The sequence below is a fragment of the Erwinia sp. STN24 genome (assembly GCF_041320675.1).
Lineage (GTDB): Bacteria > Pseudomonadota > Gammaproteobacteria > Enterobacterales > Enterobacteriaceae > Erwinia > Erwinia aeris.
Genome location: NZ_JBGGPM010000005.1, coordinates 168197 through 189542 on the forward strand (window position 1 = coordinate 168197; position 21346 = coordinate 189542).

Consider the following 21346-nt stretch of genomic DNA (forward strand, 5'->3'; position numbering starts at 1 on the left):
CCAGGGATTTTCAGGATGAAGCTATGGAAAGACGTTTTACCGCCTTTTGCTGCCTGCTGGCGCTGCCTTGTGTCAGCCTTGCGCAGCCGTCGCCGCCGAAAGAAGCGCCTGATGGATTCTGGGGGCTTTTTTCCGGCGCGCCGGACACCCTGCCTGAGGCCGCCGCAGACCAGACCGATATGCTGCCGACGGGCGACGGCAAAACGCTGCCCGTCGACTGGCACGCCGCGATCCTGCTGGCGGTGCAGCACCATCCGGCCATCAGCAGCAGCATCGCCTCGCTGGAGTCGGCGGGCTTTAGCATCGATAACGCCAGCGCGGGCTACCTTCCCGCGATTAAAGCGGGGGTTACCTCGGGCCGACAGCAGGACGAAGGCAGCGGGCAAATCGCCACGCTGGGGCTGTCGCAAATGCTTTATGACTTTGGCAAAACCGGCGGCGCGGTGGATCGGGCAACGGCCGGTTATCTGCGACAGCAGGCCGCTTTGCTGGCGCAGGTCGATAGCGTGATTGAGCAAACGGCGCTGGCGCTGAACGAGGTCTGTCGCTATACGCAGCAGCTTGATAACGCACGCAAACAGGTCAGGGCGCTGCAGGATATTTTACGGCTTACGCAGCTGCGCGCGACGGCGGGCGCCAGCACGCGCGTCGATCCCGTACAGGCGCAGGCACGCGTTGAAGCGGCCGAGGCGCAGCAGCAGGAGAGCGAGATCAAACTTCGCCAGGCGAAGTACCACCTTCAGGCGCTGCTGGGCCAGCCGATCGCGGACAGGCCGCTCGCCACGCCGCTGGATCTACAACCGCTGATCCGCAAACTGGGCACCACGCTCGATCTGAACAGAAACCCCACCATCCTTATCGCACAGGCCGACGCCGCCATCGCCAGCGCCGACCTGCGCAGCAGCAAAGCGCAGCATTATCCCACGCTGTCGCTGGAAGCCAGCAGCAACAAATATATCGGCGATATCGCCCGCTATCAGAGCCGTAGCCAGTATCAAAACGTCTATCTCTCCCTGAACAGCACCCTCTATCAGGGCGGCGCGCTGGCGGCGCAGGAAAACGCCAGCGCGCGCGCGCTGGCCGCGGCCAGAGAAACCATCAGCAGCCAGAAGCTGGAGCTGACCGACCGACAACGCAGCGCGTTTCAGAGCATGGTTGGTCTGCAAAACAACATCAGCATCCTCGCCCGGCGGCTGCGCACCATTACCGAAACGCGGTCGCTTTACCGCGAGCAATATCTGGCACTGGGCAACAGGAACGTGCTTGATTTGCTCAACGCCGAACAGGAAATCAGCCGCGCGGAGCTGGATCTTATCAACGCCCGCCGCGACCTTTGGGCCGCCGAAGTAACTTATCTTGCGCTGGCCGGTATGGCCAGAGACGCCTTCAGCATCAATATGCCGGCCGTCCAGGCGCAGCGGCAAACAGTGAAAAATGAGCCTTATGAACAACCCTTTCTCAGATAACGACGCCACCGGCCATACTGAAAAAAGCCGCTACCTGCCGTGGCTGGAAGCCCTGCTGCTGATCGCCAGGCATTATCGCCTTGAGGCTTCGCCAGAGCGGGTAAAAGGCGAGGCGGAGTGGCAGCTGCGACAGCTGCCGCAGGACAAGCTGATTGAAAACATGGCGCGCCAGCTCGGCCTGCTGGTGCTGTTTGACGACTTCCATCCCGACTGGCTGGACGCCTGGCGGCTGCCGCTGGTGGTGGATTTCGGCGCGCGCGGCGTCGGCGTGGTTACGTCGCTGAGCGCCCAAGGCCAGGCGAGCGTGATGCTGACCGGCGAAAAACAGCTGCAAAGCGTGCTCAGCGTGGACGAGCTGGGCCGCTATGCGCAGCGCGTGCTGCTTGCCCGCCCTGAAACCGCCGTGCCCGACGCCAGAGTCGACGACTATATTCAGCCTTACCGCGCCAGCTGGCTGTGGCAGACGCTGCTGCGGGAGTGGCCGAGCTGGATCAACATCATGTTCGCCTCGCTGATGATCAACGTGCTGGGCCTGGCGGCGATGCTGTTTACCATGCAGGTGTACGACCGCATTATTCCTTCGCAGTCCGTGCCGTCGCTGTGGGTACTGTTTGGCGGCGTCATGATTGCGCTGACTTTTATCTTTATCCTGCGCATGGCCCGCACTTATATTTCCGACTGGGCCGGCAAGCGCGCCGATTTGCGTATTTCCGACAAGGTCTTCGGCCACGCCTTGCGCATCCGTAGCGACGCGCGGCCAAAATCAACCGGATCTTTTATCGCGCAGATCCGCGAGCTGGAACAGCTGCGCGAGCTGATCGCCTCCACCACTATCTCCGCCGTGGCCGATCTGCCGTTTCTGATCCTCTTTCTGATCGTGCTCTGGCTGCTGGGCGGCTGGCTGGTGCTGGTGCCGCTGGTGGCGATCCCGCTGATTGTGCTGCCGGGACTGCTGGCGCAGCGGCCGCTGGCGAAGCTTTCCAGAGCCACCATGCGCGAGTCGGCCCTGCGTAACGCCATGCTGGTGGAGTCGGTGCAGGGCGCAGACGATATCAAGCTGCTGCGCGGCGAGCCTTACTTTCAGAACCAGTGGAACCACCTGAACGAAACGATCGGCAAGGCGACGGTCAGGCAGCGTTTTATCAGCGGGCTGCTGGCCAGCTGGACCAGCGAGGTACAGACGCTGGCCTATGTCAGCGTGGTGCTGGTGGGGGCGTTGCTGGCGATGGACGGCGATATCTCCACCGGCGTGCTGATTGGCTGCTCGATGCTGGCCTCGCGCATGATGGCGCCGCTGGGCCAGCTGGCGATGATTTTTAGCCGCTGGCAGCAGGCGAAAGTCGCCCGAGAAGGGCTGGCAAGCCTGCTAAACAGCGAGGTAGACCAGCCCGAGCGCGGGGCGCAGGTGCATCGCGCAAAACTGTACGGCGACTACAGCCTGGACGGTATTGTCTATCGCTACAGCCCTGAAGCCGCCCAGGCGGCGCTGGCGCTCGATAAGCTGACCATCAAGCCCGGCGAAAAAATCGCTCTGCTGGGCCGCAACGGATCTGGCAAATCCACGCTGCTGCAAATGCTGGCCGGGCTGCTGCGGCCTACGCAGGGCGCGCTGCTGCTGGATGGCGTCCGGCTCGACACGCTCGATCCGCTGGATGTCCGGCGCGACGTCAGCCTGGTCAGCCAGTCCTCGTCGCTGTTTTTCGGCACCATCCGTCAGAATTTGCGCCTGGGAATGCCGCTGGCTACGGAGGAGGAGATGCAGGAAGCGCTGGCTATCGCTGGCGCTATGACCTTTATCCGCCAGCTGCCGGAAGGCCTGGACTATCTGCTTCACGAGGGCGGCAAAGGCTTGTCCGGCGGGCAGCGCCAGCTGCTGCTGCTGGCCCGCGCACTGTTGCGCCAGCCCGCCGTGCTGCTGCTGGATGAGCCGACGGCCTGGCTGGACGACGCCGCCGAAAGCCGCCTGATCGAAAAGCTTAAGGCCTGGTCGGGCGAGAAAACGCTGATTATCGCCACGCACCGACCGGCAGTGATGCAGCTGGTGGATCGTATTTTGCTGTTGGATAACGGCAAAATCGTGCGTGACGGGACGAAGGAGCAGCTGCTGGTTAAACCGGCCGCGCCGCGCCGCAAAACGGAGGCGTCATCATGAGCGGACGCTTCAGAGGGCGCAAAAAAACGGCCGCGCGCGGCAGCGCGCTAATCGTCTGGTCGCTGCTGACGATGCTGCTGCTGTTTTTTCTCTGGGCCAGCCTGTTTGAACTGGATGAGGTCACGGTCGGCGTCGGCAAAGTCATCCCCAGCAGCCACGCGCAGATCGTGCAGTCGCTGGAAGGCGGCATTCTGCAAACGCTGAAAGTGCGTGAAGGCGACGTGGTGGAGGCGGGCCAGGTGTTGGCGTTGCTGGATCCCACGCAGCTGGATTCCGGGCTACAGGAGAGCACGGCAAGAATGCGGGCGGCGCTGGCGACGGCGGCCCGTTTACAGGCGGAAACGGCGGGCAGCGAGCTGAATTTTCCGCCCGAGGTGCTGGAGGACGGCGATCTGGTGGCGGCCGAGACGGCGCTGTATCGCTCGCGCAGGGAGAACCTGGACAAAACGCTGAGCGGCCTGCGTGAAGCTCTGACGTTGATCAACCGCGAGCTTAAGCTGACCGCTTCGCTGGTGGCGCAGGGCGCGGCCAGCGACGTGGAAGTGCTGCGGCTGAAAAGACAGGCTAACGATCTGCAAAGCAAGCTGAACGACGCGCAAAATCAGTACATCGTGCACGCGCGGGAGGACCTGGCGAAAGCCAATGCCGAGGCCGCTTCGCAGCGATCGGTCATCATCGGACGCGCCGATGCGCTGAAGCGCACGACGATAGTCGCGCCGGTCAGGGGTATCGTCAAAGCGATCGAGGTCAACACGGTGGGCGGCGTGATCCCGCAGCGCGGCAACCTGATGGAGCTGGTGCCGCTGGATGAACAGCTGCTGATTGAAGCGCAGATTTCGCCGCGCGACGTGGCTTTTATCACGCCGGGCCAGCGCGCCGTGGTCAAGCTGACCGCCTATGATTTTAATATCTATGGCGGCCTTGAGGGGAAAGTGGCTTCCATATCGCCGGATACCCTCCAGGACGAGGTGCATCGGGACAACTACTACTATCGCGTCTATGTGCGTACCGAAAAAGATTATCTGCTTAATAAAAAAGGGAAAAAATTCCCGGTGCATCCGGGGATGATCGCGATGGCGGAAATCCATACCGGCAGCAAAACCATTATGGCTTACCTGTTGAAACCGCTGAACCGGGCGAAAGAGGCGCTACGCGAAAGATAACGCTGGGCGAAAAGGGCAGACCACGCTTTTTCCTGCTTCCCTTGCCTGAAAAGAAACGATAATGTGCGCGTGACGAAGTGGCGCTTCCTCGCTGACCGGTGCCACCTGATAATTTCATTTTCAGCGGAGAAACTCATGAGTAAGTCGACGTCCATTCTCTTTTCTGCTTTTTTACTGGCTGCCACGCCGTTAGTGTCTACGGCTTTTGCAGAAGATGTTCAGACGCAGCAGGATCCTGCCGCCGCCGCGCCAGCCACGGATGCCCCAGCTGCGAATACGCCAGCCACGGATGCGCCAGCTACGGATGCGCCAGCTACGGATGCCCCATCCGCCGCGCCGATCGCGCCGGAAGCACAAACGCCTTCTCAGGCGCAGACGCCTTCAGGCGAAACGGCCGCGCCGCAGCGCGATCCGGCCCATCCTTATGAAATTCAGTACTTTTTTGCCGATTTCCAGCGTTTCACTATCGGCAGCGTGGTGCCTGACCGCTACCGCACTAAAAAATATGAAATTGTGGACTGGAAAACCCGCAACCTGCCTGCGCCTGAGCAGGGCACCAGCTGGACCTATATGGGCGGCAACTACGTGCAGATTTCTAAAGAAGATGGCCGCATCCTGAAAGTGGAATCCGGCGACATTTTTTACAAGCAATAAGCTATAAAAAAGCCCGGCGTTAAACGTCGGGCTTTACGAGTATTGGCGAGGCGGCGTTTTTTATTCCGCCTTTGCCCGATCGCCATACAGATACCCCAGCGAAGCCAGCAGGCACAGGCTATAGCCCAGCAGTTCGCAGCCTTCCTCCGCCATGTTTTTCACCGTATGGTTATAGCCATCCAGCATCAGGTGCTGCCACAGGTCGCGCATACCGAACAGGCGAGCAAACACCAGAATGGTCAGCAAACCCGCGCACAACATGCCCCAGGCAGGATGACGCAGCAGATCGGCCAGGCCTTTCACGGCGCGCTTTGGCTGAAGCACGGCAATAACGACGCACGCGGCGGCAGTGGCCAACGCGAACCACACCCAGCTGCCGTGTGACAGCTCGTCGAACAGGAAATCCAGCTCGCGGATCAGCATACAGGTGAAGAAGCCGCCGATTAATATCAGCGTCGGCCTGATGGCAGGCTGTCGATATGCGCCATGAAAATAGAGCAGCGCGATAGCCAGCAGCATCAGTTCCTGAGCGATTTCAGTAAATGAGGTTTCGTGTACGCCATCGTTCATCCAGCGAACATCGATAAAAACCATTCCCATCATGGCGGCCAGAAACAGCGCGCAGCCAATAAAAGCCAACGCCTTGCGGCGGATAAAAAGTAAATCAGATTGCATAACGCCCCTTATTTTTTCGAGGCGATTATAGGCACTGAGTTGACGCAGGCTTACCAATTAATGCCGCCGGCCTGCGGCAGCGGCGCCGATTTGAGTTAATTAATGCAGAAAAGCGCCGAAAATCCCGGTTAAGGATTAATTCGGCAGCTGATATCTTTGCTGCTGGCGGGTGAACCAGGCAAGCGGCACGTAATAGGGCGCCTGCGTCAGCTGCTCAATGCCGCTTTCGATAATAGTGGAAGCCTGCCGCCACAGCGCTTCATTTCCGTCTTTCAGCAAGGCGATCTGCACGCGTTTTTCTGTCAGATAAACGCGGGCAAAATGCGGATCGTAATGAATAATCGAGCGGGTGTTATCAATGATATCGGCCAGCTTGATGGTCTGGGCGTCGCCCGAGGCCTGTGCCGTATGGCGAAAATGGGCCACTTTACGCGCTGCGCGATTTTTTGCGTCGGGCTGCTTGCTGTCGGTCAGCATCGCCACCAGCGAGGCGACCTCCGCGCCAAAATGGCTCTCGATATCCGCCAGCGTGTTGGACGTATCCTCGACCGTGTCGTGCAGCCATGCGGCGGCCAGCATGATTTCGTTATCGGTTACGCTGCGCACCAGCTCCACTACCGCAGCCGGATGTACGATATAAGGCTCATCGGTATATTTGCGACGCTGACCCGTGTCAGCATGAGCCTTGCTGGCGTAGCGTCGGGCCTTTTCTTCCAGTGAATACATCGGTTTTCTCCCCTGAACATTAAGATTCGCTTGCAATTATATAGCGCACTATTTATATTTTTTGCCATGATCACAGATAAAGATGACAAAAAAGCGGAAGCCTCGCCACTGTTGCTTGATCAACAGCTTTGCTTCGCGCTCTATTCCACCAACCTGGCGCTGCACAAGCTTTACCGCCAGCTGCTGGCACCGCTCGATATCACCTATCCGCAATATCTGGTGATGCTGGTGCTGTGGGAGCGCGATGACGTGACGGTTTCCGAAATCGGCGAACGGCTGTTTCTGGACTCCGCCACGCTGACGCCGCTGCTGAAAAGGCTGGAGGCGGCGGGTCTGTTGGATCGTCAGCGCTCGCGCAAAGACGAGCGCCAGGTCGTGGTAACGCTGACCGAACAGGGTCGCGAGCTGCGCCATAAAGCGGTCGATTTACCTCAGGCCGTCAGCTGCGCCGCCGCCTGTGATGCGGAAAAAATGCGCGTGCTGAAAGCCGAACTGGAAAGCCTGCGCGACAGCCTCAACGGCTAGACCGTAGTCTCGCTCCGGAAAGTCTATACTGATTACAGACGCCTCATTAAGTCGCTCGCGATTTAATAGCGCATATAAAACCCAATGAAAGGAGTTGCCTGATGTCTTTAGAAAAAGTCGTTTACCGTGCCAAAGCAAAAGCCACCGGTGGTCGTGACGGTCGTGCTACCTCTTCAGACGGCGTGCTGGACGTAAAGCTGGGCGTACCGAAAGAAATGGGCGGCGCGGGCGGCGAAGCCACCAACCCTGAACAGCTGTTTGCCGCTGGCTACTCGGCCTGCTTCCTGGGCGCGATGAAGTTTGTCGCCAACCGCGACAAAATCACTATGCCAAAAGAAGCCTTTATCGAAGGGGAAGTGGGCATCGGGCCGCTGCCGACCGGTTTTGGTATCGAAGCTAAATTGAATATCCATCTGGAAGGAATGGACGCGGCGGAAGCGAAAAAGCTGGTGGACGCGGCCCATATCGTCTGCCCTTACTCTAACGCAACCCGCGACAATATCGACGTAACGCTGAATATCATCAACTGATAACGGCGCTGGCCGGAGCCGCTATGGCGCTCCGGCTGTCTGTAACCCTGCGACCCGCCGCGTTTCTCTGCTTATTCCCGCGATTGAACTGATAAATCCCCGATAATGTGGTTAACTACGCCGCTTGCGCGTGGAGGTGAATTTTTTCCCTTCAGAATCGTCCGGGAAAAGTTTCTCAGGGTGATAATCGACCCTATAACCGAACTCTGGCGAAACGGTATGGTCTGATTAGCGTTTACTCTAAAGCTACGCCGGGATAAAGGTTGCATGAATTACATTAAAACACTGACGCAGCAAAAGCTCTCGTTTTTGCTAGCGTTTTACATCGGTATCTTTCTGAATATTCCCGTTTTTTATCGTCGTTTCGATCCCTTTCTGGCCCACTTCAGCGTGGCGGAATGGCTTTCCGCCGTGGCGGAAGTCGTTGCCATCGTTCTGCTGACCTTTTTCCTGATGCGGCTGCTGTCGCTGGGCGGCAAAATTTTCTGGCGCGTGACCGCTACCGCGCTGGTGCTGATTTCGGTAGCCGCCAGCTACTACATGAGTTTCTTTAACGTGGTGATCGGCTACGGCATCGTCGCGTCGGTGATGACCACGGATACCGATTTGTCGAAAGAGGTGATTGGCTACCATTTTGTGCTGTGGATGGTGCTGGTCAGCGCGCTGCCGCTGCTGCTGATCTGGCGCAACTCGCTGCGCCTGACGCTGATTGAGCAGCTGAAAACGCCGGGACAGCGCCTGAAGCCGCTGGGCGTGCTGCTGCTGGCCGTGGCGCTGGTCTGGCTGCCTATCCGCTATTTCGACAAGCAGCAGAACATCAACGAGAAGCTGACCAATGTCGATCTGCCGAGCTATGGCGGCGTGGTGGCGCACTCTTATCTGCCTTCCAACTGGCTGTCGGCGCTGGGGCTGTTTGCCTACACCAGCTACGACGAGACGATGGACGGTAAAGACCTGTTCGATCCGGCAAAGCAGTTTACCTATAACGCACCGGCCGGGCTGGACGACACCTATGTGGTATTCGTGATTGGCGAAACCACCCGCTGGGATCATATGGGCCTGCTGGGCTATAACCGCGATACCACGCCAAAGCTTTCCCACGAGAAAAACCTGGTGGCGTTCCGGGGGGAATCCTGCGACACCGCAACCAAGCTTTCGCTGCGCTGTATGTTCGTGCGTGAAGGCGGCACCGATGAAGGGCCAGGCCGCACGCTGAAAGAACAGAACGTTTTTGCGGTGATGAAGTCGCTGGGCTTTAGCTCGGAGCTTTTCGCTATGCAAAGTGAAGTCTGGTTCTATAACAATACCGATGCGGATAACTTCGCGTTCCGCGAGCAGATTGGTTCGGAAAAGCAGAACCAGGGCAAGTCGGTGGACGATATGCTGCTGGTGCCGGAGTTGAAAAAGTCGCTCGATCGCCATCCTGAAGGCAAGCATCTGGTGGTGCTGCATACCAAAGGCTCGCACTACCTTTACTCGCAGCGCTATCCGCGCGAGTTTGCCCGTTATCAGCCTGAATGTATGGGCGTGGACGATAAATGCAGCAAAGCGATGCTGATCAACGCCTTTGATAACTCGGTACTTTATACGGATACGGTGCTGGAAAGCGTGTTCGATCAGCTGCGCGATAAGAAAGCGATTGTCTTCTACGCGGCCGACCACGGCGAATCGATCAGCGATAACATGCACCTGCACGGCACGCCGCGTCATATGGCGCCGCCGGAGCAGTTCCGCGTGCCGATGATCGTGTGGGCTTCCGATAAGTATCTGGCAGACCCGGCTAACCAGAGCCGCTTTGAACGCCTGCAGGCGCAGCAGCGCGTGGGCGCGACGCATCGTCACGTTGAGCTGTTCGACTCGGTGCTGGGCTGCCTGGGCTACACCTCTCCGGATGGCGGCATCAAAGAGGCGAACGACTGGTGTGCGGATCCGACAAAGCGTAAAGCTTCTGGCGGCAAAATCTGACGCGCCGCGTCACACCCCAGCCCCCGGAGCCGTAGCGGCCGGGGGTTTTTTATTGCCTGCCGTTAAGGCCGTATTAAGGTTGGCGCAGAGAGTCATGCGTGGGATCAAAAAAACCGGGGCAGATTCTTGCAAGATAAGCCGCGGAAGCGCTGTGCGCTTCTTCCTCTAACTGAACGGGTAACCCAGGAGAACGGTCATAATGATGTATCTCATTTTATTTATCGCCATTGTGGCGGAAGTGATTGGTACCACCTTGCTGAAAACGTCGGAAGGTTTTACGCGGCTGTGGCCAACTCTGGGTACCGTATTTTGCTACGGCATCGCTTTTTACTGTCTGTCCCTGACGCTGCAGCATCTGCCGACCGGCATCGCCTATGCCATTTGGTCGGGCGTGGGTATCGTGTTGATCTCGCTGGTCGCCTGGCTGTGGCACGGCCAGCGGCTGGATCTGCCCGCGCTAATCGGCATGGCATTTATCATCGTCGGCGTGGTTATTATCAACACGCTTTCCCGCGCCGTTTCGCACTGATTATCCGTTATCGGCGGCCCTGAAGCGCCGCCGACACCGGCAGCCGATCGTGCTGTGGTGTAAAAATACCCGTCTCGCTTTATGCCCTTACTATCCGTAAAAAAGCCTTTCCCGCCCGCTACCGCCGCGTTAATTCGCGCTGCGCTGTACATGACCAAAAAAACGCGTTATTGGCCGTTTTTTATCCTGCCGTTGCAGAATTTTTGCCTGGAATGGCAGGTATAAGCAAAGCGTATTGTTAAAAAAATGGGATACAGGCGACTATTTTCAAGGGTTTTTTTGCAACGCGTTTCACTGGCTGCTGATTTTCTGGCGCTATTTTAAGCGGCATTAAAAGTTAACGGCGCATTATATGCGCTGGAAAAGGTCGCTTTTGGTTATTTTTTATATTTGTCTGTCGCCTCTCATCCTCTGTGTAAATAGCCAACGGCCGTATTGACGTTTTCTGCAACTGTTGACAAATTGATCGCTCAGAAGAGAAAGGATAAGGATTTGTCTGATGGCATCAGCCTCGCCGCGTCTTCTACCCAAACCTTCTGATACGTACGGGCCACTATAAAAAAATACAGGCCTGACGAACTGCCTAATACAACATCACAACTGGAGCAGAAGCATGCGTAATTCCCTGGCTAAAAACAGGATGCTGAAGGTCGGTTTGAGCCTGGTCGCCCTGACCGTGGCCGCCAGCGTCCAGGCCAAAACCCTCGTTTATTGTTCCGAAGGATCGCCTGAAGGCTTTAACCCACAGCTTTTCACTTCCGGCACCACTTACGATGCCAGCTCCGTACCGATCTATAACCGCCTGGTGGAGTTCAAAGTCGGCACCACCGAGCTACAGCCCGGCCTGGCGGAAAAGTGGGACGTGAGCGAAGACGGCAAAACCTATACTTTCCACCTGCGTAAAGGCGTGAAGTGGCAAACCACTAAAGATTTCAAACCTACGCGTGACTTTAATGCCGACGACGTGGTGTTCTCCTTCGAGCGTCAGCTGGATAAAAACAACAAGTATCATGGCGTTTCCGGCGGCAGCTACGAATACTTTGAAGGCATGGACATGCCGAAGCTCATCAGCAAAATTGAGAAGGTGGACGACCACACGGTACGCTTTGTGCTGACCCGTGCGGAAGCGCCGTTCATGGCCGATCTGGGGATGGATTTCGCGTCTATTCTCTCTGCGGAATATGCCGACAAGATGCTGCAAGCGGGCACGCCGGAAAAAGTCGATTTGAATCCGGTCGGCACCGGCCCGTTCCAGCTGCTGCAATATCAGAAAGATTCCCGCATTCTCTATAAAGCCTTTGACCAGTTCTGGGGCACCAAACCGAAAATCGATCGCCTGGTCTTCTCCATCACGCCGGATGCCTCGGTGCGCTACGCCAAGTTGCAGAAGGGCGAGTGCCAGATCATGCCTTATCCGAATCCGGCCGATCTCGCGCGGATGAAGGAAGACAAGAATATCAACCTGATGCAGATGCCGGGCCTGAACGTCGGCTATCTCTCCTATAACACCGAGAAAAAGCCGCTGGATAACGTCAAGGTTCGCCAGGCGCTGACCATGGCGGTGAACAAGAAAGCGATTATCGACGCGGTTTACCAGGGCGCGGGCCAGGCGGCGAAAAACCTGATCCCGCCGACCATGTGGAGCTACAACGACGCGGTGCAGGATGACGCCTACGATCCGGCCAAAGCCAAAGCACTGCTGAAGGAAGCGGGCATGGCGGACGGCTTCGCTATCGATCTGTGGGCGATGCCGGTACAGCGTCCTTATAACCCGAACGCTCGCCGTATGGCAGAGATGATCCAGGCCGACTGGGCGAAAATTGGCGTGAAGGCCAAAATCGTCACCTACGAGTGGGGCGAATACCTGAAACGCGCGAAAGCTGGCGAGCACCAGACCGTGATGATGGGCTGGACGGGCGACAATGGCGACCCGGATAACTTCTTCGCCACGCTGTTCAGCTGCACCGCGGCGAAGGATGGCTCTAACTACTCTCGCTGGTGCTACAAGCCATTCGAGGATCTGATCCAGCCTGCGCGCGGTGAAGCCGACCACAACAAGCGTATCGAGTACTACAAGCAGGCTCAGGTCATGATGCACGACCAGGCGCCTGCGCTGATTATCGCTCACTCCACCGTGTTTGAGCCGGTCAGCAAAAAAGTCTCCGGCTACGTGGTCGATCCGTTAGGTAAGCATCACTTCGAAAACGTCGATATCCAGGAGTAAAGAGAGCGGCCGGTTCGCCGGCTGCTTTACCCATCCCTGTGGGTCGTGTTCGACGGCCCGTCGCAAGGCTTAAGTCAATCTGGTCAAGGCGCCGTTAACGGCGTCGCGGACGGGCTGCCCGACCGTAAGATGTGAGCAATTATAATCCCCCAGGCTACGGTCTGCGGGAACTTAAAGAGAATCCGGATTATGCTGCAGTTCATACTCCGACGTCTGGGGCTTGTTATCCCGACGTTTATTGGTATCACCCTGTTAACCTTTGCTTTTGTCCATATGATCCCAGGCGATCCGGTACTGATTATGGCGGGCGAGCGCGGCATGTCCGCCGAACGTCACGCCCAGCTGCTGGCGCAGATGGGGCTGGATAAGCCGCTGTGGCAACAGTATGCCTCCTACGTCTGGGGCGTGCTGCACGGCGATCTGGGCATCTCCCTGAAAAGCCGTATTCCTGTCTGGCAGGAGTTCGTGCCGCGCTTTAAGGCGACGCTGGAGCTGGGCATCTGCGCGATGATTTTTGCCGTCGCGGTAGGTATCCCGGTCGGCGTGCTGGCTGCGGTAAAGCGCGGCTCCATTTTCGATCACACCGCCGTCGGCATCTCGCTGACCGGCTACTCCATGCCGATTTTCTGGTGGGGCATGATGCTGATCATGCTGGTTTCGGTGCAGCTCAACCTGACGCCCGTCGCTGGACGTATCGGCGACACGGTGTTTCTGGACGACAGCCAGCCGCTGACCGGTTTTATGCTGATCGATACCCTGTTCTGGGGCGAAGAGGGCGACTTTAAAGACGCCGTGATGCATATGATCCTGCCCGCTATCGTGCTCGGTACTATCCCACTGGCGGTGATTGTGCGTATGACGCGCTCGGCCATGCTGGAAGTGTTGGGTGAGGACTATATCCGCACCGCGCGCGCTAAAGGGCTGACGCGGATGCGCGTGATCGTGGTGCACGCGCTGCGTAACGCGATGCTGCCGGTGGTCACGGTTATCGGTCTCCAGGTTGGCACCATGCTGGCCGGCGCGATCCTGACCGAAACGATTTTCTCCTGGCCCGGCCTGGGCCGCTGGCTGATCGATGCCCTCCAGCGTCGCGACTACCCGGTAGTGCAGGGCGGCGTGCTGATGGTGGCCATCCTGATCATTCTGGTCAACCTGCTGGTTGACGTGCTTTACGGCGTGGTTAACCCGCGCATTCGCCACAAGAAATAGGGGGCTTCGTATGTCTTTAGTCGATCCGGGCAGCGTGCCCGCCGCACCCAAGCCGATGACCCCTTTACAGGAGTTCTGGCACTACTTTAAGCGTAACAAAGGCGCCGTTGTCGGTCTGGCTTACGTGGTCATCGTGTTTTTTATCGCTATTTTCGCCAATTTTATCGCGCCGCATGCGCCGGCCGAGCAGTTCCGCGACGCGCTGCTGCATCCGCCGGTCTGGCAGGAAGGCGGCAGCTGGCACTATATCCTTGGTACCGACGATGTCGGTCGCGACGTGTTGTCGCGTCTGATGTACGGCGCGCGCCTGTCGCTGCTGGTCGGCTGCCTGGTGGTGGTGCTGTCGCTGATCCTGGGCGTGATTTTCGGGCTGATCGCCGGCTACGTCGGCGGCACCACCGACGCCGTCATTATGCGGCTGGTCGATATCATGCTGGCGCTGCCGAGCCTGCTGCTGGCGCTGGTGCTGGTGGCGATTTTCGGGCCGTCGATCGTCAACGCCTCTATCGCGCTGACCTTTGTGGCGCTGCCGCACTATATCCGCCTGACGCGCGCGGCGGTGCTGGTCGAGGTCAGCCGCGACTACGTCACCGCTTCCAACGTGGCGGGCGCGGGCGCTATTCGGCAGATGTTCGTCAATATCCTGCCCAACTGTCTGGCGCCGCTGATCGTGCAGGCTTCGCTGGGCTTCTCCAACGCCATCCTTGATATGGCCGCGCTGGGTTTTCTGGGAATGGGGGCGCAACCGCCGACGCCGGAGTGGGGCACCATGCTCTCCGACGTGTTGCAGTATGCGCAGAGCGCCTGGTGGGTCGTGACCTTCCCGGGGTTGGCGATCCTGCTGACCGTGCTGGCGTTTAACCTGATGGGCGATGGCTTACGCGATGCCCTTGACCCGAAACTCAAGCAGTAAGAGGCAGCGATGGCGTTATTAACTGTAGACAAACTGTCGGTGCATTTCGGCGACGAAAAAGCGCCGTTCCGTGCGGTAGACCGCATCAGCTATCAGGTTGAGCAGGGCCAGGTGGTCGGCATCGTCGGCGAATCCGGCTCCGGCAAATCGGTAAGTTCGCTGGCGATTATGGGGCTGATCGATTTCCCCGGCAAAGTAATGGCCGACAACCTGCTTTTTAACCAGCGCGATCTGAGGCGCATTTCTGAAAAAGAGCGCCGTCAGCTGGTGGGATCGGAAGTGGCGATGATTTTCCAGGATCCGATGACCAGCCTGAACCCCTGCTACACCGTGGGCTACCAGATTATGGAAGCGATCAAGGTGCATCAGGGCGGCAACAAAAGCACGCGTCGTCAGCGGGCTATCGATCTGCTGAACCAGGTCGGCATTCCCGATCCGGCCTCGCGGCTGGACGTGTATCCGCATCAGCTTTCCGGCGGGATGAGCCAGCGCGTGATGATCGCCATGGCTATCGCCTGTCGGCCAAAGCTGCTGATTGCCGATGAGCCGACCACGGCGCTGGACGTGACTATCCAGGCGCAGATCATCGAGCTGCTGCTGGATCTTCAGCGGCAGGAAAACATGGCGCTGATCCTGATCACGCACGATCTGGCGCTGGTAGCCGAAGCGGCCCAGCACATCATCGTGATGTATGCGGGCCAGGTGGTGGAAACCGGTAAGGCGGTCGATATCTTTAAGGCGCCGCGCCATCCGTACACCCAGGCGCTGCTGCGCGCGCTGCCGGAGTTTGCGGCCGACAAGGCGCGGCTGGCCTCGCTGCCGGGCGTGGTGCCGGGCAAGTACGATCGGCCAAACGGCTGTCTGCTGAACCCGCGCTGCCCGTACGCCACCGATCGCTGTCGGATTGAAGAACCTGAACTCCGTGATATTCCGGGACGCCAGTCCAAATGTCATTACCCTCTGGATGATGCCGGGAGACCAACCTATGAAGCCATCTGATTCCACCCTGCTGATGCAGGCGATCGACCTGAAAAAGCACTACCCGGTGAAGAAAGGACTGTTTGGTCAGGAGCGCCTGGTGAAGGCGCTGGACGGCGTCTCGTTTAACCTGGAGCGCGGCAAAACGCTGGCGGTGGTAGGCGAGTCGGGCTGCGGCAAATCGACGCTGGGCCGCCTGCTGACCATGATCGAAACGCCAACGGAAGGGCAGCTGTTTTATCAGGGCCAGGATCTGTTAAAGCATGACCCGGCGGCGCAAAAGCTGCGCCGGCAAAAGATCCAGATTGTGTTTCAGAACCCCTACGGCTCGCTGAACCCGCGCAAAAAGGTCAGTCAGATCCTGGAAGAACCGTTGCTGATTAACACCAGCCTGAGCAAGGCAGAGCGCCGCGAAAAAACGCTGGCGATGATGGCGAAAGTGGGGCTGAAAACGGAGCATTACGATCGCTATCCGCATATGTTTTCCGGCGGTCAGCGTCAGCGTATCGCCATCGCGCGCGGGCTGATGCTCGATCCCGACGTGCTGATCGCCGACGAGCCGGTTTCCGCGCTCGACGTGTCGGTACGCGCGCAGGTGCTGAACCTGATGATGGATTTGCAGCAGGAGCTGGGCCTCTCGTACGTTTTTATTTCGCACGATCTGTCGGTGGTCGAACATATCGCGGACGAGGTGATGGTGATGTATCTGGGACGCTGCGTGGAGCGGGGCAGCAAAGAGGCGATTTTTGCCAATCCGCGCCATCCGTACACCCAGGCGCTGCTTTCCGCCACGCCGCGCCTGAACCCGGACGAGCGCCGCGAGCGTATCAAGCTGACCGGCGAGCTGCCAAGCCCGCTGAATCCGCCGCCGGGCTGCGCGTTTAACGCACGCTGCCGCCGTCGCTTTGCGCCCTGTCCGCAGATCCAGCCGCAGCTGAAACAGTATGGCGAGCAGCAGATCGCCTGCTTCGCTGTCGATCAGGATGAGGGACAGCCGGTGCCGGGCGGCCAGCAGGCGGTGGCGCAGCCTTAAGCTTACCGACCAAAGGCCGCCAGGGTAAAACTGGCGGCCTTTTATGTTACAGCGGCGCGGCTTTTCGGTGCCGTCTGCTTCCGGACGTTGTCTCAGAAAACGGCTGCGTTTTCTGCCACTGGCTTTCATTTTTATGGGCTACTTCTCAATAAATTAAAAGAAAGAAGGTATATTTTTGACACCAAATATCCTGAAGTTGAAAAGTACGGACATATAGCACTTGTCGGGCTGCGTTATAATTATAAAGGCAAAGAAATTAAGCACGCCGATAGTTGGAAAGACCGGAAAAAAGCATCAGGAAATCACAATGGCCAAATGAATTTATAAACAAATTACCGGTGAATTGTATCTCGATGGAAAATTAATCGAAAGAGGTTATTCCGGCATACTGACAAACAAAAATAACCCTGATCGGGAGCAGGTTCGCGGTATGGGGCCAATCCCGCGAGGAACGTGGAAAATCGGCAGTGCCGGAACGAGCAAAGCCCCGCTAATCATTACCCTGTATACCCGGCAGCAAATGTGCCGCACGTGGTCATTATGCTGAAGAGATGCTCTTATCTGCTATAACTAAAGAAGGCGTTAAAGGTATTGAACGGGATAAAAAAACGGTCGAAGTGCTTAACATCTCTCCCGTTTCCGAGGCTCTGGCACGTCAGTTTTCTCGAAAAGACGCGAAAAATGGTAATAGTCTCTCGCTCAAAGATTACTACGGTATTTACCACGAAAATGGTGTCATGAATTTAACGGTGAAATACACCTCGTCAATGCTAAAGGTGCAAAAAATGCCTATATTTCCTCCAGCTTGTTAAATAATGACGGATGTTACGTCCGATTTAATGGGTATTTAATATTCTCCCGTGGATTTTTAATGTCATTGTATCTGACAAGGTGTCTACAGGCCGCTGTTGAGCTGCGGCCATAGCTTTACGGTAAATAGCTTCTGTTAGTGAATAAGCTACAATTAGAACGTTTCTTACATCAGCATAGGATTGGACTAAAATATTGGAAAACGTCTGGTGATATGTCGATATTTATAATTTATCAACAGCGGATTTACCAGAAGAAATAATATATCAGGGTTATGCAAAAGCGGGCTTTTTTCTTAAAAGATAAAATCAGTGGCGGGATTAGCTTTCTCACTGTTGCTCAGAGCCTTACTATTTGCTCTGCAAATTATCGGACAAGGAAACGTTATGGAAAACGGTTTCAGTATTGCGATGACGCCGGTTCAGCTTGCCGCAGTAATGGAAGATGAAACGGCAACGGGTGACTCAATCAGTAACCGCATCTGGGGCGGAGTGGGCTTTCTCGGAAGTATTCTTGAACTGGCGAGCGCGACAGCCCTCTGTTTGGTGCCAGAGCCAACCGGTTTAACTAAAGCAGGCTGCATCATTGTTGGCGCACATAGCCTCGATGGTATTAGTTCATCAGCCTACCAGATCTATACCGGCAAACAGACCGCATCAATGACCGCTCGCGTTACGGCGGGTATTGCCAGTGAACTCGGAGCTTCAAATGAAACGGCTAAGCAGATTGGTATAGCTGTTGATATGGTGATACCGTTTGCTGTGGCAGGATCTGCGCGCGTAGCCTCGGTCAAAATGGGGCAGATCCGGTTGATGGAACACGAAGCGCAAAAGGGACTAAAAGGAGGTGGACACACTATTAAGAAACATGTTGGCAAAACAGAGTCGGATATGAGGGATAAAATTCAGCGCGGTCTGCAATCAGGCACGCTTTCCCCTGTTACTGGCAGTGTGAGTTCGTTTTATGATTTGAAAACGGCTGAAAAGGCATTAAGTAAAGCGATTAAAGCTAACCGGGGAAGGATCAGAGCGTGGGCCAGAAGTACTCCTGCTGACCGAAAGGATTTATACCTCGAACTGCGATATGCGCACAGTAGCTCGGTTGGTACTGTTATTAAAGTACAAACGGGAAAGTTAGCTGAAACAAATAAATTCGAATTGGTCATTTATAAAGAGCAATATAATAATCGCCCTTACTATATTCTGACTGCTTACCCAATCCTGGATTAATTTATGAAAAGATACGAATCGATTCGTCTCTTCTTCCGGATTTTTTTTAATCCGGATTGGGGGGACACCAGCCAAGAAATCGTGAACTCCTATGTTGATCATCTGGATGGGGCTGATGATAATCTCGCTGAGGAAATTGACGATTTTTTAGAGCGCTATCCGGACAATAAATCAGCCAACCCGGCTCTGGAAGAAATATGTGGGACAAGTATGGCTTTTTTGCGCCCTTCGCCCGTAGAATTTTTGAGATGGCTTTCAGCCTCCCTGAAGCAAAAACGTGACGGGTAGAGATGCGGCCCGCCGTCTGGCGGGCACTATCATGACCAGACTCCTCACAGACACCGCGCATTAGCGTGGCTTGCTTCACAGCCACCATCATCTTACGCAAAACGGTTTCCGGTTCTGCTGATTGAGTTAACTCCAGCTCATCGTGCCGCAGCGTGCAGACTCCTTACAACGGCGTTGGATTGCGTCTGTCCCTTACTCTACCGTTGCTGCGGCCTGGCAAACTTCTGACATAGTAGCCCCGTATGAATCAATCAGGTTTTTTCCACTTGCCGTTCGCCTGGTGCCCTGTGCAAACGATTAGCAAAAACGAGCGATGGTGGCAGATTTGACTTAGCGTAAGTATTTTATCGCCACTGACAGATAAAGGCCTGTGAGCACGTAATAACGTCAAACGTCAGAGGCAATAAAGTGCTTTATGTCAAATTAACCGCCGTCTGACGAATGTTTGGCTTACGCGCCGCGTAAAAAGCGGCGCGCTTTATGCCGTCTCTGTCCGCGATTAAAGCAGCATGCCATTGACTTAATGTAAGACAATTATTTAATTAAGCCAAATAATAACTGACCTGATTGATAGCCTGCGTAATTATTATTGCGCCGCAAGCGGTTAATATAATTACAGGCCAACAGCTTTTTTTATCAGCGGTAAGAATAATCTGATGTAGTTAAAAATTGTATGATATATTGCCGCCAGTTTTCTTATTATCCCGCGATCGTTCCCATGAAAAGCTATGACGACCTGCAGCGTTTTAAAGAAAAAACGCTAACAAACCATATCGAATTCAAAGATATGTCTGAACAGACACGGAATGCCGACCAGACCAACTGGGCCATCATCAGGCAGCTGATGAACGAGGGTGCAGAGCCAGCGCTGGGGAACGGTCAGCGTACGGATGTTGCCGCACCGCAGCCTGCCGCCGCCGATCTCTTTAGCCAGCCCGCGCCGGTGAAAATCCCGGCGCAAGCTTCAGCGCCGCTTTCCTCCCGCGTGGCCGCGTTTGTGGCGGCTAAACCGGCGGCGCAGAGTGGATCGCTGCTGGAGAGCATTTCCGCTTCGCTGAAGCCTGCGGCCCAGCCTGGGTTGGCTTCGCTGCCGGAAGCCGCTCGCGTGCAGGAAACGGCTTCGCTGGCGGAAGCGGTTCGTCCGCAGGGATCCGCTTTGCCGTCGGAAACTATCGGCGCGCGGATGCCGGAAACCGCTCGCGCATCGTCGCCGATAGCCCCATGTCTGCCAGGCGCTTCGCTGCTGGATGCGGTGCGCGCCCAGCCTGTGCCGTCAGACATCGCCCGCCCGGCGTCCTCGTCCGTCCCGCCAGAAGCTGGTCAGGCAGCGCGTTTTAAGCCGCTGTTCAGCGTTTCCGGCGTCCGCGCGGCGGAAGAAAAAGCCTTACCGAAAGAGACTCTGCTACAACCCCTGCTGGAGAAAATCGCCCTATGCCGTTAGTTTGTGTTTGTTCTCCAAAGGGCGGCGTAGGGAAAACCACCCTGGCCGCCAACCTGGCCTATACGCTGGCACGCGGCGGCAGCAAGGTGCTGGCGATCGATTTCGACGTGCAGAACGCCCTGCGCCTGCACTTTGGCGTGCCGCTCTCCGACGGGCGCGGTTTCGTGGCCAGGTCGGCGGAATCGCCGGACTGGAGCCAGGCGATCCTGACCACCGGCGGCAATATTTTCGTGCTGCCGTACGGCGACGTGTCGGAAGCGCAGCGCATTGAATTTGAAAGCAATCTGGCCAACGATGCCCACTTTCTCGCCCGTGGACTGCAAACGGTGCTCAACTATCCCGGCCTGATTATCGTGGCGGATTTTCCGCCCGGCCCCGGCCCGGCCCTGAAGGCGATGACCGATCTGGCCGATTTACACCTGGTGGTGATGCTGGCGGATACCGCTTCGCTGTCGCTGCTGCCGCAAATCGAAAACGAAAAGATGATCGGCGGCGCGCTCAATCACAAAGCCGGCCATTTCTTCGTGCTTAACCAGAGCGACAGCCGCCGCAATATTAGCCGCGACGTGACGGCCTTTATGCAGCAGCGGCTGGGCGACAGGCTGCTTGGCGTGGTTAACCGCGACGAAAGCGTGGCGGAAGCGAACGCGTCACAGCAGTCGATATTCGATTTCAGCCAGGTTTCCGCAGCCGCTTTCGATATTGAGCTGGTCGGCAAAAGGGTTGCCGCGCTGCTGGATATTAAAGTCGGCGACGGCGAGCTGCAGGCGCCGCTGACCTCGCGCTAAACCGCCCGTAAAGATAGCTTCCATGCCGGGGCGCTGCTGCGCTCCGCA

Annotated in this window: 20 protein-coding genes; 18 read left to right on the forward strand and 2 right to left on the reverse strand. The window is 56.9% G+C overall.

Annotated elements, in window-relative coordinates:
- Window positions 1-23 precede the first annotated feature (23 nt).
- From ACA373_RS17335 to ACA373_RS17350, 4 genes are all read left to right on the forward strand, one after another.
- A complete protein-coding gene (locus ACA373_RS17335) occupies window positions 24-1466 on the forward strand; it encodes a TolC family outer membrane protein (RefSeq protein WP_370734881.1) in 1443 nt (480 codons plus the stop codon).
- Window positions 1444-3618 (forward strand): type I secretion system permease/ATPase, encoded by a 2175-nt coding sequence (locus ACA373_RS17340; protein ID WP_370734882.1) that lies wholly within the window; start codon window positions 1444-1446, stop codon window positions 3616-3618. The genes ACA373_RS17335 and ACA373_RS17340 overlap by 23 nt, the downstream gene beginning before the upstream one ends.
- Window positions 3615-4781 (forward strand): HlyD family efflux transporter periplasmic adaptor subunit, encoded by a 1167-nt coding sequence (locus ACA373_RS17345; RefSeq protein WP_253456558.1) that lies wholly within the window; start codon window positions 3615-3617, stop codon window positions 4779-4781. The genes ACA373_RS17340 and ACA373_RS17345 overlap by 4 nt, the downstream gene beginning before the upstream one ends.
- Window positions 4782-4916: 135 nt before the next feature.
- Complete coding sequence (locus ACA373_RS17350) at window positions 4917-5435, forward strand: RcnB family protein (protein WP_369895374.1); 519 nt, start codon at window positions 4917-4919, stop codon at window positions 5433-5435.
- Window positions 5436-5495: 60 nt separating this feature from the next.
- Here the strand turns inward: ACA373_RS17350 and ACA373_RS17355 are convergent, their stop codons facing one another.
- Window positions 5496-6110 (reverse strand): hypothetical protein, encoded by a 615-nt coding sequence (locus ACA373_RS17355; protein ID WP_253456554.1) that lies wholly within the window; start codon window positions 6108-6110, stop codon window positions 5496-5498.
- Between the two features lie 135 nt (window positions 6111-6245).
- Window positions 6246-6836 (reverse strand): HD domain-containing protein, encoded by a 591-nt coding sequence (locus ACA373_RS17360; protein ID WP_253456552.1) that lies wholly within the window; start codon window positions 6834-6836, stop codon window positions 6246-6248.
- Between the two features lie 66 nt (window positions 6837-6902).
- Here ACA373_RS17360 and ACA373_RS17365 point away from each other — a divergent pair, with 66 nt between their 5' ends.
- The 14 genes from ACA373_RS17365 (at window position 6903) to bcsQ (ending at window position 21298) form a co-directional block, all read left to right on the forward strand.
- Window positions 6903-7361 (forward strand): MarR family winged helix-turn-helix transcriptional regulator, encoded by a 459-nt coding sequence (locus ACA373_RS17365; protein WP_301251517.1) that lies wholly within the window; start codon window positions 6903-6905, stop codon window positions 7359-7361.
- Between the two features lie 101 nt (window positions 7362-7462).
- Window positions 7463-7891: an organic hydroperoxide resistance protein gene (locus ACA373_RS17370; RefSeq protein ID WP_125289275.1), complete on the forward strand. Its 429-nt coding sequence runs from the start codon at window positions 7463-7465 to the stop codon at window positions 7889-7891.
- Window positions 7892-8158: 267 nt separating this feature from the next.
- Window positions 8159-9856 carry a kdo(2)-lipid A phosphoethanolamine 7''-transferase gene (gene eptB / locus ACA373_RS17375; protein WP_253456550.1) on the forward strand — a complete coding sequence of 566 codons (1698 nt, stop codon included), beginning with the start codon at window positions 8159-8161 and terminating at the stop codon, window positions 9854-9856.
- Window positions 9857-10055: 199 nt separating this feature from the next.
- On the forward strand, window positions 10056-10385 hold the full coding sequence (locus ACA373_RS17380; RefSeq protein WP_301251515.1) for an SMR family transporter: 330 nt from the start codon (window positions 10056-10058) through the stop codon (window positions 10383-10385).
- A gap of 613 nt (window positions 10386-10998) precedes the next feature.
- On the forward strand, window positions 10999-12609 hold the full coding sequence (gene dppA / locus ACA373_RS17385; protein ID WP_301730598.1) for a dipeptide ABC transporter periplasmic-binding protein DppA: 1611 nt from the start codon (window positions 10999-11001) through the stop codon (window positions 12607-12609).
- 189 nt (window positions 12610-12798) lie between these two features.
- Window positions 12799-13818 carry a dipeptide ABC transporter permease DppB gene (gene dppB / locus ACA373_RS17390; protein WP_253456545.1) on the forward strand — a complete coding sequence of 340 codons (1020 nt, stop codon included), beginning with the start codon at window positions 12799-12801 and terminating at the stop codon, window positions 13816-13818.
- A 10-nt stretch (window positions 13819-13828) separates the two neighbouring features.
- Window positions 13829-14731, forward strand: coding sequence for a dipeptide ABC transporter permease DppC (gene dppC / locus ACA373_RS17395; RefSeq protein WP_253456542.1), 903 nt, complete (start codon window positions 13829-13831; stop codon window positions 14729-14731).
- Window positions 14732-14740: 9 nt separating this feature from the next.
- Complete coding sequence (gene dppD / locus ACA373_RS17400) at window positions 14741-15730, forward strand: dipeptide ABC transporter ATP-binding protein (RefSeq protein WP_125289282.1); 990 nt, start codon at window positions 14741-14743, stop codon at window positions 15728-15730.
- Window positions 15717-16742 (forward strand): dipeptide ABC transporter ATP-binding subunit DppF, encoded by a 1026-nt coding sequence (dppF, locus tag ACA373_RS17405; protein ID WP_253456536.1) that lies wholly within the window; start codon window positions 15717-15719, stop codon window positions 16740-16742. The genes dppD and dppF overlap by 14 nt, the downstream gene beginning before the upstream one ends.
- 551 nt (window positions 16743-17293) lie before the next feature.
- Window positions 17294-17554 (forward strand): hypothetical protein, encoded by a 261-nt coding sequence (locus tag ACA373_RS17410; protein ID WP_253456533.1) that lies wholly within the window; start codon window positions 17294-17296, stop codon window positions 17552-17554.
- A 384-nt stretch (window positions 17555-17938) separates the two neighbouring features.
- Complete coding sequence (locus ACA373_RS17415; protein WP_253456530.1) at window positions 17939-18781, forward strand: RNase A-like domain-containing protein; 843 nt, start codon at window positions 17939-17941, stop codon at window positions 18779-18781.
- A 3-nt stretch (window positions 18782-18784) separates the two neighbouring features.
- Window positions 18785-19069 carry a contact-dependent growth inhibition system immunity protein gene (locus ACA373_RS17420; protein WP_253456527.1) on the forward strand — a complete coding sequence of 95 codons (285 nt, stop codon included), beginning with the start codon at window positions 18785-18787 and terminating at the stop codon, window positions 19067-19069.
- Window positions 19070-19787: 718 nt separating this feature from the next.
- Window positions 19788-20510, forward strand: coding sequence for a cellulose biosynthesis protein BcsO (gene bcsO / locus ACA373_RS17425; RefSeq protein ID WP_370734883.1), 723 nt, complete (start codon window positions 19788-19790; stop codon window positions 20508-20510).
- Window positions 20501-21298, forward strand: coding sequence for a cellulose biosynthesis protein BcsQ (gene bcsQ, locus ACA373_RS17430; protein WP_253456521.1), 798 nt, complete (start codon window positions 20501-20503; stop codon window positions 21296-21298). The genes bcsO and bcsQ overlap by 10 nt, the downstream gene beginning before the upstream one ends.
- Window positions 21299-21346: the final 48 nt, after the last annotated feature.

Coding starts and splice junctions, on each gene's coding strand:
- ACA373_RS17335 (WP_370734881.1), top strand. CDS start 24: ATGGAAAGACGTTTTACCGCCTTTTGCTGCCTGCTGGCGCTGCCTTGT.
- ACA373_RS17340 (WP_370734882.1), top strand. CDS start 1,444: ATGAACAACCCTTTCTCAGATAACGACGCCACCGGCCATACTGAAAAA.
- ACA373_RS17345 (WP_253456558.1), top strand. CDS start 3,615: ATGAGCGGACGCTTCAGAGGGCGCAAAAAAACGGCCGCGCGCGGCAGC.
- ACA373_RS17350 (WP_369895374.1), top strand. CDS start 4,917: ATGAGTAAGTCGACGTCCATTCTCTTTTCTGCTTTTTTACTGGCTGCC.
- ACA373_RS17355 (WP_253456554.1), bottom strand. CDS start 6,110: ATGCAATCTGATTTACTTTTTATCCGCCGCAAGGCGTTGGCTTTTATT.
- ACA373_RS17360 (WP_253456552.1), bottom strand. CDS start 6,836: ATGTATTCACTGGAAGAAAAGGCCCGACGCTACGCCAGCAAGGCTCAT.
- ACA373_RS17365 (WP_301251517.1), top strand. CDS start 6,903: ATGATCACAGATAAAGATGACAAAAAAGCGGAAGCCTCGCCACTGTTG.
- ACA373_RS17370 (WP_125289275.1), top strand. CDS start 7,463: ATGTCTTTAGAAAAAGTCGTTTACCGTGCCAAAGCAAAAGCCACCGGT.
- eptB (WP_253456550.1), top strand. CDS start 8,159: ATGAATTACATTAAAACACTGACGCAGCAAAAGCTCTCGTTTTTGCTA.
- ACA373_RS17380 (WP_301251515.1), top strand. CDS start 10,056: ATGATGTATCTCATTTTATTTATCGCCATTGTGGCGGAAGTGATTGGT.
- dppA (WP_301730598.1), top strand. CDS start 10,999: ATGCGTAATTCCCTGGCTAAAAACAGGATGCTGAAGGTCGGTTTGAGC.
- dppB (WP_253456545.1), top strand. CDS start 12,799: ATGCTGCAGTTCATACTCCGACGTCTGGGGCTTGTTATCCCGACGTTT.
- dppC (WP_253456542.1), top strand. CDS start 13,829: ATGTCTTTAGTCGATCCGGGCAGCGTGCCCGCCGCACCCAAGCCGATG.
- dppD (WP_125289282.1), top strand. CDS start 14,741: ATGGCGTTATTAACTGTAGACAAACTGTCGGTGCATTTCGGCGACGAA.
- dppF (WP_253456536.1), top strand. CDS start 15,717: ATGAAGCCATCTGATTCCACCCTGCTGATGCAGGCGATCGACCTGAAA.
- ACA373_RS17410 (WP_253456533.1), top strand. CDS start 17,294: ATGCTCTTATCTGCTATAACTAAAGAAGGCGTTAAAGGTATTGAACGG.
- ACA373_RS17415 (WP_253456530.1), top strand. CDS start 17,939: ATGGAAAACGGTTTCAGTATTGCGATGACGCCGGTTCAGCTTGCCGCA.
- ACA373_RS17420 (WP_253456527.1), top strand. CDS start 18,785: ATGAAAAGATACGAATCGATTCGTCTCTTCTTCCGGATTTTTTTTAAT.
- bcsO (WP_370734883.1), top strand. CDS start 19,788: ATGAAAAGCTATGACGACCTGCAGCGTTTTAAAGAAAAAACGCTAACA.
- bcsQ (WP_253456521.1), top strand. CDS start 20,501: ATGCCGTTAGTTTGTGTTTGTTCTCCAAAGGGCGGCGTAGGGAAAACC.